At 38.4% G+C, this 14,037-nt stretch carries 14 protein-coding genes; 11 read left to right on the top strand and 3 right to left on the bottom strand.

All coding sequences use genetic code 11. The annotated features are described in order from the left end of the window. Positions 1-29: 29 nt before the first annotated feature. The gene (locus tag B0169_RS13155) at positions 30-1,658 is read right to left on the bottom strand and encodes a TldD/PmbA family protein (protein ID WP_077286489.1); all 1,629 of its coding nucleotides are present in this window, start codon (positions 1,656-1,658) and stop codon (positions 30-32) included. A 331-nt stretch (positions 1,659-1,989) separates the two neighbouring features. Here B0169_RS13155 and xthA point away from each other — a divergent pair, with 331 nt between their 5' ends. Then, complete coding sequence (xthA, locus tag B0169_RS13150; protein ID WP_077286487.1) at positions 1,990-2,799, top strand: exodeoxyribonuclease III; 810 nt, start codon at positions 1,990-1,992, stop codon at positions 2,797-2,799. A 70-nt stretch (positions 2,800-2,869) separates the two neighbouring features. Further along, the gene (gene rlmA / locus B0169_RS13145) at positions 2,870-3,694 is read left to right on the top strand and encodes a 23S rRNA (guanine(745)-N(1))-methyltransferase (protein ID WP_202971830.1); all 825 of its coding nucleotides are present in this window, start codon (positions 2,870-2,872) and stop codon (positions 3,692-3,694) included. Between the two features lie 88 nt (positions 3,695-3,782). On the opposite strand, the gene yfbV is transcribed toward rlmA, so the two are convergent. Then, on the bottom strand, positions 3,783-4,214 hold the full coding sequence (gene yfbV, locus B0169_RS13140) for a terminus macrodomain insulation protein YfbV (RefSeq protein WP_077286485.1): 432 nt from the start codon (positions 4,212-4,214) through the stop codon (positions 3,783-3,785). A 170-nt stretch (positions 4,215-4,384) separates the two neighbouring features. On the opposite strand from yfbV, the gene B0169_RS13135 reads away from it, so the two are divergent. From B0169_RS13135 to B0169_RS13105, 7 genes are all read left to right on the top strand, one after another. Next, positions 4,385-5,599, top strand: a complete 1,215-nt coding sequence (locus B0169_RS13135) for an acetate kinase (protein ID WP_077286484.1) — start codon at positions 4,385-4,387, stop codon at positions 5,597-5,599. Positions 5,600-5,601: 2 nt separating this feature from the next. Continuing rightward, positions 5,602-7,713, top strand: a complete 2,112-nt coding sequence (gene pta, locus B0169_RS13130; RefSeq protein ID WP_077286483.1) for a phosphate acetyltransferase — start codon at positions 5,602-5,604, stop codon at positions 7,711-7,713. 457 nt (positions 7,714-8,170) lie between these two features. Further along, positions 8,171-8,551, top strand: coding sequence for an ACT domain-containing protein (locus tag B0169_RS13125; protein WP_077286482.1), 381 nt, complete (start codon positions 8,171-8,173; stop codon positions 8,549-8,551). Between the two features lie 13 nt (positions 8,552-8,564). Then, positions 8,565-8,909, top strand: coding sequence for an ArsC family reductase (locus tag B0169_RS13120; RefSeq protein WP_179143637.1), 345 nt, complete (start codon positions 8,565-8,567; stop codon positions 8,907-8,909). A 15-nt stretch (positions 8,910-8,924) separates the two neighbouring features. Further along, positions 8,925-10,073: a succinyl-diaminopimelate desuccinylase gene (dapE, locus tag B0169_RS13115; protein WP_077286480.1), complete on the top strand. Its 1,149-nt coding sequence runs from the start codon at positions 8,925-8,927 to the stop codon at positions 10,071-10,073. A 1-nt stretch (position 10,074) separates the two neighbouring features. Next, positions 10,075-10,755 (top strand): M15 family metallopeptidase, encoded by a 681-nt coding sequence (locus tag B0169_RS13110; protein WP_235838568.1) that lies wholly within the window; start codon positions 10,075-10,077, stop codon positions 10,753-10,755. A gap of 42 nt (positions 10,756-10,797) precedes the next feature. Next, entirely contained in the window at positions 10,798-11,028 is a 231-nt protein-coding gene (locus B0169_RS13105; RefSeq protein WP_077286476.1) for a hypothetical protein, read from the top strand. 35 nt (positions 11,029-11,063) lie between these two features. Here the strand turns inward: B0169_RS13105 and bamC are convergent, their stop codons facing one another. After that, the gene (gene bamC, locus B0169_RS13100) at positions 11,064-12,149 is read right to left on the bottom strand and encodes an outer membrane protein assembly factor BamC (RefSeq protein ID WP_077286474.1); all 1,086 of its coding nucleotides are present in this window, start codon (positions 12,147-12,149) and stop codon (positions 11,064-11,066) included. A gap of 555 nt (positions 12,150-12,704) precedes the next feature. Between bamC and B0169_RS13095 the strand changes: the two genes are divergently transcribed. Further along, complete coding sequence (locus tag B0169_RS13095; RefSeq protein ID WP_077286472.1) at positions 12,705-13,232, top strand: glycine cleavage system transcriptional repressor; 528 nt, start codon at positions 12,705-12,707, stop codon at positions 13,230-13,232. Positions 13,233-13,414: 182 nt separating this feature from the next. Continuing rightward, positions 13,415-13,879 (top strand): thioredoxin-dependent thiol peroxidase, encoded by a 465-nt coding sequence (bcp, locus tag B0169_RS13090; protein WP_077286470.1) that lies wholly within the window; start codon positions 13,415-13,417, stop codon positions 13,877-13,879. Positions 13,880-14,037: the final 158 nt, after the last annotated feature.

The raw sequence follows: 14,037 nt of genomic DNA, 5'->3' as shown, positions 1-14,037 counted from the left end.
CAAATACTTATCTTCACATATCAGTGAAATTACACTTTTCGAGCGGTATTGATCACGTTAATGTTATTAAAACGTGTCGTTGGACAACCATGAGAAACCGCACTAACTTGCGAAGGTTGGCCTTTACCATCAAAAAATGAACCGCCGACACGGTAATCAGATTTTCCAGCTAACTGTGTACAGCTATTCCAGAATTGTTGCGTGTTAGATTGATAAGCAACATCTTCAATTTGTTCAGTAATTTTACCGTCTTTGATTTCAAAAAATAATTGTCCACCGAATTGGAAGTTATAACGTTGTTGGTCAATTGAAAATGAACCACGACCGGCAATGTAGATACCATTTTCAACGTCTTTAATAACATCATCAGCTGATAAGTCTTTCTTGTTTGGCTTTAATGAAACGTTTGACATACGTTGAAACTGCACGTCACGCCAACTTTGCGAATAACAACAACCGTGTGATTCTTTTTGGTCGATCATATGCACTTGATCACGTGTGGCTTGGTAATTAACTAAAGTACCATCTTTAACTAAATCCCATTCTTTGGTTTTAACACCTTCATCATCATAACCCACGTTACCTAATGAATAAGGCTGAGTTTTATCCGCAACTAAATTAACGATGTCAGAGCCGTAATTAAACTTACCACTTCGCCATTTATCTAGCGTTGCGAAACTTGTACCGGCATAATTCGCTTCATAACCTAGCACGCGGTCAAGCTCTAATGGGTGACCCACTGACTCATGAATAGTCAACATTAAATGCGCGGGGTCTAGTACTAAATCATACTTACCTGGTTCGACTGATTTTGCTTTTAACTTAGCTTGCAATTGTTTACCCGCAGCTGTTGCATCTTCAACCATGTCATATGAGTTTTTGTAGCCGACATTAGCGCCAGAAATACGTATTTTATCTTCTTCTTTACCGTCTAAATATTCAAAGCCCATTCCCACAGGGTTACCTAAACCAGTACGTTGTTTAAAGCCCGACTTACCAATAGCCGTGGCAAAAAATGGTGCCCATAAACGATGTACATCTTGATCGATATACGAACCATCTGTTGAAGCAAAGTATTTTTGTTCATTAACAAGAAATAAAATAGAGGTAATATAGTTCGCACCATTAGACATAGCGGCATCATTAACTGATAACAATAAATCTACTTTATCTTTAATCGGAATTTCTAAGGCATTCTTTTTAATAGGTGTATTCCAACTTACATCCCCAACACCTTTCACTGGTGCAAGTTGTACTGGAACGGTTTGAAACTTTGAGTTAGCAACCGCAACCGCAACGGCTTTCTCCGCGGTTTTAGCAATACTATCAGGTGTCATGTTCGAGGTGGAAGCAAAGCCCCAAGTGCCATTCGCAATGACACGAATACCAATACCAGCAGATTCAGTATTAACAATATTATCAACACGCTTTTCTTGTGTAGTTACAAACTGATTAAGGTAGCGACCAATGCGCGCATCTGCATAAGAAGCGCCCTTTGCTTTAGCTGCGTTTAGCGCAATATCGGCTAATTTTTTTTTGTAAGCAACATCCATAGGCTTATCTAATAACTGATCTGCTGATACAGCGAAACCTGACATCGGCAACATTAACCCACCAGCACCTACGCCAGTGAGCTTAATAAAATCACGTCTTTGCATTTCCCTTTCCTCTATTTATTTTTATATTATCTTGCTAATAACTTTTCATTTTTAGCATTACCTAAGTATGTAATACACTACGTCAATTTGACATTAAAGCACAGGTAACTAACTGAATAAGTTGGATTTGATATCTAAAAATTACTGTTAAACAAATATCATACCGTACGGCAGTTTATAACAAGGACTAAAAAACATACTACTATGCATTGTTAAAAATACGTAACAAAGTATGTATTTTGAAATAAAGTCCTTTATAAAGGTGAATTCTCTTTCGCGCTTAATTACAACTTCTGGTAGCATTAGCGCAAAATAATTACTGAGTTAACACATGAAAATAATCTCTTTTAACATTAATGGCCTACGTGCTCGCTTGCATCAGCTACAAGCTATCATAGATAAACATCAACCGGATATTATTGGCCTGCAAGAAATAAAGGTACATAACGATGCTTTTCCGTTGGCTGATGTTGAAGCGATGGGCTATCAGGTTTATTTTCATGGTCAAAAAGCCCATTATGGTGTTGCCATGCTTTGTAAAAAGCCCGCCGATGTGGTCATTAAAGGTTTTCCTACTGATGATGAGGAAGCCCAAAAACGTATGATTATGGTACAAACAACGGACGAAAATGGCGAAAAAGTCACGGTATTAAATGGCTACTTTCCACAAGGCGATAATATTGCTCATGAAACTAAATACCCATACAAACGACAATTTTATAAAGATTTAATGCAATATTTAAATGAACACCACACACCCGAAGATAATGTTGTGGTGATTGGTGACATTAATATTTCACCAACAGATTTAGATATTGGTATTGGTGAGCCAAACCGCAAACGTTGGTTAAAAACCGGTAAGTGTAGTTTCCAACCCGAAGAGCGCGAATGGTTAGCTACCTTAATGAATTGGGGTTTTAAAGACACCTTCAGAGAGTTACACCCCACTCGAGAAGAAAGGTATTCATGGTTTGACTATCGCTCTCGCGGCTTTGATGATAATCGCGGTTTACGTATTGATGTGGTATTAGCAACAGAAAAATTTGCCAGTCGTTGCATTGAGTCTGATATAGATTATGAACTAAGAGCTATCGAAAAACCTTCTGATCACGCGCCAATTTGGTCAACATTTAGTAAATAGTGCGTTTTATCATGCTGAACCAAAAGGGCTTCTGCCCTTTTTACTTTAATTCAATAAACTTACTGATATTATGACTGCTTTGCACTACGCCTGCCCACTTTGTAATTTACCCTTAGTCGGCCAAGAAAAGCTATACCACTGTGACAACAACCACAGCTTTGATCGCGCGAAAGAGAACTACTTAAACTTACTCCCTGTACAGTTTAAACATTCAAAGAATCCTGGCGATAATAAAGCCATGGTCAATGCCAGACGCGAGTTTTTAGAGCAAGGTTATTATCAACCTTTAGTCGACCGACTAGTGGCTTTATATCACGAAAAAACCGTACTTGAGGAAAATAAAACGGCACCAATACTCGATGCAGGTTGTGGTGAGGGCTATTATACTCACCAACATAAAACCTCAAAAAATACTGTTTATGGTGTTGATATTGCAAAAGAAGCAATCAAAAAAGCTGGCAAAAAATACCCACAATGCCATTTTAGTGTCGCCACCTTGTCCAAATTACCCTTTGCCGATAACTTATTTTCATGGATTGTGTCGATTTATGCGCCAATTTTAGAGCAAGAGTTTACTCGAGTATTATCTAACGGCGGTTTTTTATTAACAGTTACGCCAGCAAAGCAACATTTGATGCAATTAAAACAACAGATTTATACTGACGCTAAAGAGCATGATGAAGAAAGGCTGCCAATTGAGCATTTAACTCTGATCCATCAGGAAAGCATCACTTATCCAATGCATTTAAAAACCGGTCAAGACACACTGAATTTACTTTCGATGACTCCTTTCGCTTTCAAAGCATCAGAGCAAGTAAAAGAGACATTGCGCACTATGCATGACTTTACTTGTCAGGCAGATTTTCTTATCCGTCTTTATCAAAAGCCAGCGTAAAAAGTTCGCTAATTTTGTTATAACATTGAAAGTAAAATACCAGTATTATCTGAGATAATACTGGTATTAATGTATTTATTAGGCTGGTTTATTGTGAACTGTAACGATTATTAAAGGTCAGGTTTAATAACTGAGCTAAATCGAGATAACGAGGTCGTTGGGTAGATAATTTAATATCACCGCCACTTTGATTAACGCGGGCAACACTTTCTTTATACCAGTTTGCCAACGCTGGTGGTAAAAATTTATCCGCTTTAAGCCCCATAAAAATCAAAGCTTGCACCGGAAAGCTTAATAAAAACAAGCTGTATAATAGTGCCTGCGGTAATACTCCCATGGAACCAAAATACAATTGCATAATAAGGCAAAACAACGCTAACCCCGGAATAATTTTACATACCAAGCGACTAAATTTAACCACGCGATATTCAGCAAAATATTCTTCAAGTTCTGCGCGTTCTGGCCATAAATTCATATATTTTCGACCAAGCGATATAATTTCTAATACTGTTAGTTTCATAGGTCACACACTACATCAAGCGTTAATTTAAAGATAGTACAAAGTTGTAACCTTTAGTAAAGCGAAAGTGCGTTTAATAACATTTTATTGTACAACATCAACATTTTTCATGATTTATGGCACTATAATGTACCTTATTAAAATATTGTAGAAATGGCGCTTTGTTACTTATGAATAATAATTTTATTTTAGTTTTAAATTGCGGTAGTTCATCGTTAAAATTTTCCTTAATCAACCCAGAAAATGGTGCAACATTATTATCAGGGTTAGCAGAGCGATTATTATCTGACCAAGCTATCATCAAAATTAAACACAACGGTGAAAAAGAACAACATCTTATTTTAGCACCTTATGATCATCAAAGTGCGGTATTATGTTTAGTAGAACACCTCAAACGTTTACACTTAATTGATTGTATCTCTGCTATTGGTCACCGTGTTGTTCATGGTGGAGAAAGTTATTGTCAACCAACATTAATCAATAATGATGTAAAAGCCGCGATCGAGAAACTGGCGCGTTTAGCACCTTTACATAATCCCGCTAACTTAACGGGTATCCTTGCCGCTGAAGCCGCATTTCCAAACTTAAAACAAGTCGCGATATTCGATACGGCTTTTCACCAAACGATGCCAGAAAAAGCTTATATTTATGGCATACCTTATGAGTTATATAAGCAACACGGGATCAGGCGCTATGGCTTTCATGGCACAAGTCATTATTTTGTTGCTCAACAAGCGGCTAATATCCTCAACAAACCATTAGCTCAATGCAGTTTTATAAGCGCCCATCTTGGAAATGGTTGTAGTATAGCCGCAATCAAAGATGGTAAAAGTGTTGATACCAGTTTAGGCATGACACCACTTGAAGGCGTCATGATGGGAACACGCAGTGGTGACATTGACCCCGGCATAATTTTTCATTTGATCAACCAACTCAACTACACTGCGCAAGATGTGGATAACATGCTTAATAAACAAAGTGGCCTACTTGGCGTGTCGGGCATAAGCAACGATTGTCGCACCATTGAAACCGCTTACATCGAAGATCATAACGTACAAGCCGCGTTAGCTCTTGACGTATTTTGTTATCGTATTGCCAAAGCTATTGCGTCTTTCACGGCTAGTTTAACTTCGCTTGATGGCATTATTTTCACCGGTGGTATAGGTGAAAACTCAGATATTATCCGAGAAAAAATTCTCGCTCAATTAAGCTTATTAAACTTTAAAGTTGATGACGAAGCCAACTTAGCTATGCGTTTTGGTAAATCAGGACTTATTAGCAGTGAAGGCTCCCGTTCTGCATGGGTTATTGCTACCAATGAAGAATGGGTTATTGCTGAGCAAACCTTTCAATTACTTAATCAATCAACAGAACAGGAATCTTAATCATGGCACATCGTATTATGTTAATACCTGCCGGCTTTGGTGTTGGCCTTAGTAGTGTCGCATTAGGCTTGATTCATGCCTGTCAGCAACAAGGGATTAATGTCGGTCACTTTAAACCCATTTCACAACCTTCTAGAAATACCAGAGCCAAAAGTACTCGAGCTGTCAAAGATAGCGAGATAGCGGGATCAATTGCACTGTCATATGTTGAGCAGCAAATGGGTGATGGACGTAACGATATTGTATTAGAGCAAATTGTTGAAAAGTTTAATGCCATAGACCAGGCTCATGATGTGGTCATTATTGAGGGGTTGATCCCAACAACTCGCCAACCCTATGCCGGAAGAATTAATCGTGATGTTGCCCGTGCACTATCTGCTGAAATAGTATTAGTTGCCGCACAAGATAACGACTCAGTAGAAGAATTTGAAGATCGCATAGAAATGAGCGCTGAAACTTTCGGTGGTATTAAAAACCCTAAACTTATCGGCTGCATTATTAATAAGATCAACTCACCAGATAAAGATGAATTCGGTCTATTGCCGCGTGAACATGAATTTAATCAACATTTAGATCTTGCGCCGTTAATTAGTTTATCGATTTTTAAAAACCGTCACTTTGATTTATTAGGTACCGTACCCTGGGAAATGGATTTGATTGCCCCCAGAGTGCTCGATATCGCTAATTATCTCAATGCCGATATTATTAATAGTGGTGATATGGCGCATCGCCGTATTCGCAGTATTAGTTTTTGTGCTCGTAGTGTTGATAACTTAATGAGCCATTTACAACCCAGTCGTTTAATTGTTACGCCAGGAGATCGTACCGATATAATCATTGCCACGTGTTTGTCAGCACTCAATGGGACAAAAGTTTCGGCACTCGTGTTAACTAATGGTTATGTACCGAATAAAGAAATTTTCAGCCTTTGCCAACAAGCACTTGATGCTGGTTTGCCTGTACTTTCAGTCCCTTGGGATACGTGGCAAACGTCTCGATATTTAATGAACTTTAATCCTGACATTCCTGAAGATGATTTACAAAGGCAAGAGAAAGTAAAAGAGTTTGTTGCCGATAATCTTGCTGAAGACTGGTTAAAACAACTAAGCAACAAGGCAAGTATTAGCGATAAAATGTCACCGCCTGCTTTTAGGCATAAACTGACTGAACTTGCTCGTCACGCCAATAAGCTTATCGTATTGCCAGAAGGAACCGATATTCGCACCATTAAAGCAGCTGCTATTTGTGTTGAACGCAATATCGCCCGCTGCCAATTAATCGGTGATAAAGAAACCATTTTGCGCATTGCTGAGCAACAAGGTATTAACCTACCGACGGGATTATTAATTACCGATCCTGAAAATATTCGCGATAATTATATTGCCCCTATGGTAGAGCTGCGTAAAGCCAAAGGCCTAACTGAAGTGGTTGCTAAACAAGAGTTACAAGATAATGTCGTACTCGCGACCATGATGTTACAACTGGGTCAAGTTGATGGTTTAGTATCGGGCGCAGTGAGTACAACAGCCAATACTATCCGACCGGCATTACAGTTAATTAAAACTGCCGAAGGTAGCTCATTGGTTTCATCAATTTTCTTTATGCTGTTGCCCGACCAAGTACTTATCTATGGTGATTGTGCAATTAACCCAGAGCCGAACGCTGAGCAATTGGCCGATATTGCCATTCAATCTGCTGATTCAGCAATACAATTTGGTATTAAACCGAAAGTGGCCATGATCAGCTATAGCACAGGTACATCTGGTTTTGGTGCTGATGTTGAGAAAGTAGCTGCTGCGACAAAAATTGCCCAAGAAAAACGCCCAGATCTTATTATTGACGGACCTTTGCAATATGATGCCGCAATTATGGAAAATGTTGCGCGCAAAAAAGCACCTAACAGCCCTGTTGCTGGGCAAGCAAATGTCTTTATTTTTCCTGATCTTAACACCGGAAATACCACTTATAAAGCCGTACAACGTTCTGCTGACTTAGTCAGTATTGGTCCTATGTTACAAGGCATGAGAAAGCCCGTTAACGATTTATCTCGTGGTGCTTTAGTTGATGATATTGTATACACGATTGCATTGACTGCAATTCAAGCACAATTGTAGTCTCTTGGCTAAAAAAAGCGTAATAATAAAGATCTACAGTATAAATATGTAGATCTTTAACTACTTTATTCATTAATAGTAGATTTTAATCACTTATCTAAAGTGTCGAGGTTATTTTTTTACCTGGTATTTTTTAACCAACCAAATAAAGCCATATAAAACATACTATTGAGTAGTTAAACAACAGTTGCACACAATGATATCCACAGCTTATGTGGATATCATTGTGACTTAATATTACATTTAATAACGTTAATTTTCTTTCTAAGCTCATAATTGAGCTACAAATATACTAACTTCAATGCAATAAGCCTTTTAATAGCGACTAAACACAGGTTAACCAGTGTTATTTAATGAATTAATGCTATATAAAAATGCGTTCATCTCTGCTTTCCCCTCTAGAGTTCACTGCTATTAAACGCTATAGTATTGGCAAACTGCCTAAATAAAATGATTTATGAGTCAGCTAACTTTACGCCGCTTATCTGAAACATTTGCTATTCATAGTTTACGCCGTGAAAGTTCGATTCCAGATGTGGTTTTTAACGCGCCAGTGTTTTTCTTAGCAAAAACCTATGATGAGATATCAATCGTCATACCTGAGCATATCGAAATTGACAGTGAAGAGGTTGAACTTGGTTGGCAAGCCTTTGAAGTTGTCGGGCCATTGGACTTCAGTCTAACTGGCATTATGTCAAATATATCAACGGTGTTGGCAAATGAAAAAATTAGTATCTTTGCCATTTCAACCTTCGATACCGACTACATTCTCGTAAAATCAAATAAATTTGAAGCGGCAAAATCAGCCCTTATAAAACACAATTATCAAGTGATCTAAATCAGGAAATAACATGACAATACTGTATGGCATAAAAAATTGCGATAGTGTAAAAAAAGCCAAAAAATGGTTAGAACAAGAAAATGTCCCTTATCAATTTCATGACTTTCGTAGTGATGGCTTCAGCGCAGCGCTATTGCAGGAGCTTTTGTGCTTAACCGACTTAACCACACTGCTAAATAAACGCAGTACGACATTTAGAAACTTAACTGATGAGGTCAAAAACAACCTAACTGACGAGGTGATGGCTGAGCTTATTTTGGCACAACCGACATTAATCAAACGGCCTTTGCTTAAACATAACCAAACTCTGTTAGTTGGTTTTAAAGATAGTCAATATCAACAAGTATTTAATTAAGGGTATAGTGATCCTATGCAAAAACACAGTGATAGCACGGTTTCATTAGCCCAAGCACTTATTGAACGTCCGTCAGTTACCCCTGAAGACTTTGGTTGTCAGCAGCTAATGGCTGAAAGATTAGCTAAATTGGGCTTTAATAATGAAAGCATGGTGTTCGAAGACACCACTAATTTGTGGGCACGAAAAGGTGCATCTGGACCAGTATTTTGTTTCGCTGGCCATACTGATGTTGTGCCTGCTGGTAATCTAGAACTGTGGCACACCCCGCCTTTTGAGCCTGTTATTATTGACAATATGCTCTATGGTCGTGGGGCTGCAGATATGAAAGGCAGTTTAGCTGCGATGATCGTTGCCACCGAACGCTTCATTACCGACTACCCAGATCACCCAGGCTCTATTGCATTTTTAATTACTAGTGATGAAGAAGGTCCATTTATTAATGGCACCACACGTGTTATTGATACATTAGAAGCGCGAAATGAAAAAATTGATTATTGTATTGTTGGCGAGCCATCAAGTAGTAAACAGCTAGGTGATGTGGTTAAAAATGGTCGTCGTGGTTCAATATCTGCTGAGCTACATATTCATGGTAAGCAAGGACATGTTGCTTATCCTGAGCACGTAATCAACCCTATTCATCTGGCGATGCCTGTCTTAGCTGAGTTAAGCCAAATGCATTGGGATAGTGGCAATGAGTACTTTCCTCCTACCAGCTTTCAACTGTCGAATATTCAATCGGGTACCGGTGCCACCAATGTTGTACCAGGCCATTTAACCGCCTTATTTAACTTACGTTATAGTACTGAATTAAACGCACAGATGATTGTTGATAAAGTGGAAGCTTTATTAACACAGCACGAAATAGACTTTGAAATAAACTGGATATTTAACGGCCAACCTTTTATTACTGAGCCAAGCACACTGGTTGACTCGGTTGTACAGGCGATTGAAACCTGCTGTAAAATCCGTCCTGAACTTTCTACTAGTGGCGGCACCTCGGACGGACGCTTTATTGCACCAACCGGCGCCCAAGTCATTGAGCTGGGCCCATGTAATGCCACTATTCATCAAGTTAACGAGTCTGTTTCAGTACCTGATCTTATACAACTTACCGATGTCTATTATCACACTTTGGTTAATGTGCTAGTCAATCATGGGTAATATGAGCGAGCTCGAGTTAATTTTAACTGGCCAAACGGAGCAACACATACAATGGCTATCTAGCAATATCGGTATTCATCATGAGATGTTATCAGGCTTTAGCAAACTTCAAGCAGAGGCTGAACTTGCTGGTATAGAATTAACGATTGCCAGTGGTTTTCGTAGCTTTGAACGGCAGTTAGCTATCTGGCAAAATAAGTTTTTGGGTAAAACTGCGATTAAAAATGTCAGTAACCAAACTATCGATATTGAGCAACTTAGTGTTGATGAGAAGATCCACGCGATAATGCTATTCTCAGCGCTACCCGGTGCTAGTCGTCATCATTGGGGCTGTGATATTGACGTTTATGCAAAAAATTTATTGCCCCAAGGACAATCTTTAGCATTAGAGCCATGGGAGTATCAAGCATCTGGACATTTTTATCCATTAACTCTCTGGTTAGCTGAACATGCTCAACGCTTTGGTTTCTTTTTACCTTATGATAAATTTCGTGGTGGCGTAGCTCAAGAGCCTTGGCATCTATCATACTTGCCTTTATCTCAGCACTACCAGCAAGCATACAGCCAAGAATTATTAGCTAAAACGTTAGTAAACAGCGATATACAAGGTAAAAGACAATTAATGTCAATATTACCTGAACTCTATCAGCGTTATATTGTTAATATAGCCACCACTGAGTAATCTCATGCAATCAATACCACCCCCTTAACGGAGCGATAAAATATGACCAGCATACTCACTGAAAGCTGGGTTGCCCCAGCAATTGTAATCATTGCTTTAGTTATTTTGATTGGCAACTTAAGTACCTTTCAAAAAAGTGCCAAAACCCCTTTACGTAAAAAAGGCTTGAATGATCTAAAAGAAACATTACCACGTACACAAAAGTCAGCACAAAAAATGCCAAGCTTTTCTAAAACCTCGACAACTAGCCCTAAAACAAAAAACTCCGATTAACGGAGTTTTTTTATTTACGATAAACTTAACAAAGTCTAGAACGCGTCTTTAAATGATAAACCTGACTCCATGACATTAAATATTTTCTCTAAGTCTTGAGTCGATAAAGCGGTTCCTTGTGCATCATATAATGTAACCGAAGATTTCTCAGCTTCACCAGCTAACTTGAACTGATATTTACCGTTAGGCAGCTCTACAATAGGTAAAGTATCTCCCCAAATTCGATCCCAAAGGCTAAATTCAGGCTGTTGATAATCAACATAGTAAGTTTTAGTGCTTTCATTTAGATCTGTTATTTTAAAACCGTGATCTTCAAAAAACAGTGGTAAGTTAGACCATAATAGATCTACAGCAATCTCGATAATATAAGCTGCTTCACCAACGCTATTTTCACCCAAACTAACGAACTTCTGATTAGCACGCATTAAACGATTTTCTTGTTGCTTTAAGCGATACTGATAATCAACCTGACCTATCACTTCATTAAGCATGTTCATTTCAGCACGCTGTTGGTCAATTATATCTATGCGCTTACTGCCGCCTGCTTTATCTGTTTTAAGGTAATCAATTAACTCAACCGTTAACGCAACACTTCGACCATGAGGCTTACTTTCAAAGGTGTAGCGGTATCGAACACTTTCAGAGCTTGCTATTGACTTAAATGGCCAAGTACCTTGTTCAGTTTCACTATTAAACCAATCAGACTCAAACACTAAACCGTTTTCATCCACTTGCTTTAATTCAACGTTAACTGTTGCTAATTGATCTTTTAACGCCTGTACTACAAAAGCTTGTAAGTCGCTGTCATCAAGTACTTGATCAAACCAAACGGTTGACGCTGCAGAATTGCCTTCTGTTCGGGTAGATGCCGCAATAGGTAGCACAAGTGAAGGGGCACGAACATCAACATCAGCACCCACGGGTCCCTGATGATTTATTTTATTGGTGACATGATAAGTGTCAAAACTGGTTGGTTTGTCTAATCCTGCAGGTACTTTTAACGCTTTTGCTTCTTTTTTGTGCGCGTATTCAAAATCGCCTACCGCTTGCTTATTATTTGCAGTACCGCAGCTAGCAACAGCGACACTCAATAATGAAAAATAAAATATCTTGCGATTCATTAACACTCCCGAGGATACAAATCTGAATCTTTCTAAATTAAATTTTGCTTGTTTATTATTTATAATTAACAGTTAAGTTATGATGACGACACGAAAACATGTGTCAAACCATTCAAGCAATACATCATACAATCAATAACGCCGTTTTGATTACTAAATCTGGGCTTAGTTCCCCAGAATCATCTCTTTTATTTAAAACACGCCTAATGATTGTTAATAGCGCCAAATACAGCCGCACCATGGTACTTGCCTGAAAATGCAAACACAAGATACCACAGCATATTTATCATAAAAATAACGAAATAAAAGCAGATGCTTAGTTCTCGACTAAACGCTAATCGAGCGAGCCTAACCTGTTGCTTTTAAACTACAGCCCCAGTGCGAGATATCTGGATGTCACATGCACCGACAACAAGCAGATTATTTAACAATTAATTTGACTTGCACCGTTGAAGTTTAAGCTTCCCATAATAAAAATTTACCTACCTCCTCGTTAGCTTTAATGTCCTGACATGCGTTATAATAGCTTTTTTTGTATAAAAGCTAGGTTTATTGATGAGTGAGTATTTAGTATTAACGGCAATGGGACCAGATCGGACAGGCAGTGTCAGCGACCTAACAAAGTTAGCGAGTGAATGCGGTTGTAATATCCTTGACAGCAGAATGGCAATATTTGGCTTAGAATTCACTTTGATCATGCTACTGACCGGTACTAATAAAGCAATTCATCAATTAGAAAGTAAACTTCCTGCTGTTGCACACGAACTTGAGCTTATTACCATGATGAAACGAACTTCGGGGTATCGTGAGCAAGACTTCGTCCATCATTATCAGGTTGATTATGCCGGTATCGATCAACCCGGCGTGTTAAAAGCAGTAACCGCATTCTTTGCTACCCGTAATATCGATGTTTCATCATTAAAGTCTGAAATAAATCAAAAAAATAATCATATGAGCGCCTCATTACTTATCGCATTGATGGAAGAAACCAGCATCGATAAACTCGAGAGTGACTTTGTACAATTATGCGAACAATTTGATGTGCAAGGCTGCATAAAAAAAATTCAATCAAATCTATTTTAGAAAAAATGTAACGCGACAACCTAAGCCAGCTATTAGTATTGATGGTAACATCAGGTATAGCTGTTTTATAATATTCTTACGTTAGACAGCGTGTTTTAACATCTCTAACATAATAACGCACTCAAGCAATATTCGGTGGAGCCCCATAAGCCCACTGTCTTCATAATAATAAGGAAAATAAAATGGCAATCGACGTTGGCCAAGTAGCCCCTGATTTTACACTCTTAGATCAAGACAGTAACCCCGTTACTTTATCTGAACTAAAAGGAAAAAAGGCACTACTTTATTTTTACCCTAGAGCAAGTACACCAGGCTGTACTATACAAGCTAAAGGACTTCGCGACTCTAAGGCAGAGCTTGATGCACTTAATGTTGTCGTGCTTGGTATTAGCCCTGACACACCAAGAAAACTAACTAATTTCATCAATAAGCAAGAGCTTAATTTTACTTTACTCGCTGATGAAAACCACGCAGTTTGTGAGAAGTATCAGGTCTGGCAATTGAAAAAATTTATGGGTAAAGAAAATATGGGGGTTGTTCGCACAAGCTTCCTGATAAATGAAAATGGTAACATTGAGCATATATTCAATAAATTCAAAACTAAAGATCATCACCAAGTCGTATTAGACTTCTTAAAGGCGCTTTAATCATACTAGGCTATAAAAGCGCTGTTAGTTTTTAGAGTCTGCATGCTTAGTGGCGACAATAATCTTAGTTCAGAGATGCTATTTACTATGCTGTAGTTCACACATTTATACTCTCTGGTTGTGATGCTAACACTCATACGTTTATTATTAGTTGGAGC

This window comes from Cognaticolwellia aestuarii, from assembly GCF_002000025.1.
GTDB lineage: Bacteria > Pseudomonadota > Gammaproteobacteria > Enterobacterales > Alteromonadaceae > Cognaticolwellia > Cognaticolwellia aestuarii.
Note: the sequence above shows the minus strand (reverse complement) of the source record. Positions and strands in the feature narration are given on the sequence as shown.

Coding starts and splice junctions, on each gene's coding strand:
- yfbV (WP_077286485.1), bottom strand. CDS start 4,214: ATGAAACTAACAGTATTAGAAATTATATCGCTTGGTCGAAAATATATG.
- B0169_RS13120 (WP_179143637.1), top strand. CDS start 8,565: ATGACAATACTGTATGGCATAAAAAATTGCGATAGTGTAAAAAAAGCC.
- dapE (WP_077286480.1), top strand. CDS start 8,925: ATGCAAAAACACAGTGATAGCACGGTTTCATTAGCCCAAGCACTTATT.
- bamC (WP_077286474.1), bottom strand. CDS start 12,149: ATGAATCGCAAGATATTTTATTTTTCATTATTGAGTGTCGCTGTTGCT.
- B0169_RS13095 (WP_077286472.1), top strand. CDS start 12,705: ATGAGTGAGTATTTAGTATTAACGGCAATGGGACCAGATCGGACAGGC.
- B0169_RS13155 (WP_077286489.1), bottom strand. CDS start 1,658: ATGCAAAGACGTGATTTTATTAAGCTCACTGGCGTAGGTGCTGGTGGG.
- B0169_RS13105 (WP_077286476.1), top strand. CDS start 10,798: ATGACCAGCATACTCACTGAAAGCTGGGTTGCCCCAGCAATTGTAATC.
- xthA (WP_077286487.1), top strand. CDS start 1,990: ATGAAAATAATCTCTTTTAACATTAATGGCCTACGTGCTCGCTTGCAT.
- bcp (WP_077286470.1), top strand. CDS start 13,415: ATGGCAATCGACGTTGGCCAAGTAGCCCCTGATTTTACACTCTTAGAT.
- B0169_RS13125 (WP_077286482.1), top strand. CDS start 8,171: ATGAGTCAGCTAACTTTACGCCGCTTATCTGAAACATTTGCTATTCAT.
- pta (WP_077286483.1), top strand. CDS start 5,602: ATGGCACATCGTATTATGTTAATACCTGCCGGCTTTGGTGTTGGCCTT.
- B0169_RS13135 (WP_077286484.1), top strand. CDS start 4,385: ATGAATAATAATTTTATTTTAGTTTTAAATTGCGGTAGTTCATCGTTA.
- B0169_RS13110 (WP_235838568.1), top strand. CDS start 10,075: ATGAGCGAGCTCGAGTTAATTTTAACTGGCCAAACGGAGCAACACATA.
- rlmA (WP_202971830.1), top strand. CDS start 2,870: ATGACTGCTTTGCACTACGCCTGCCCACTTTGTAATTTACCCTTAGTC.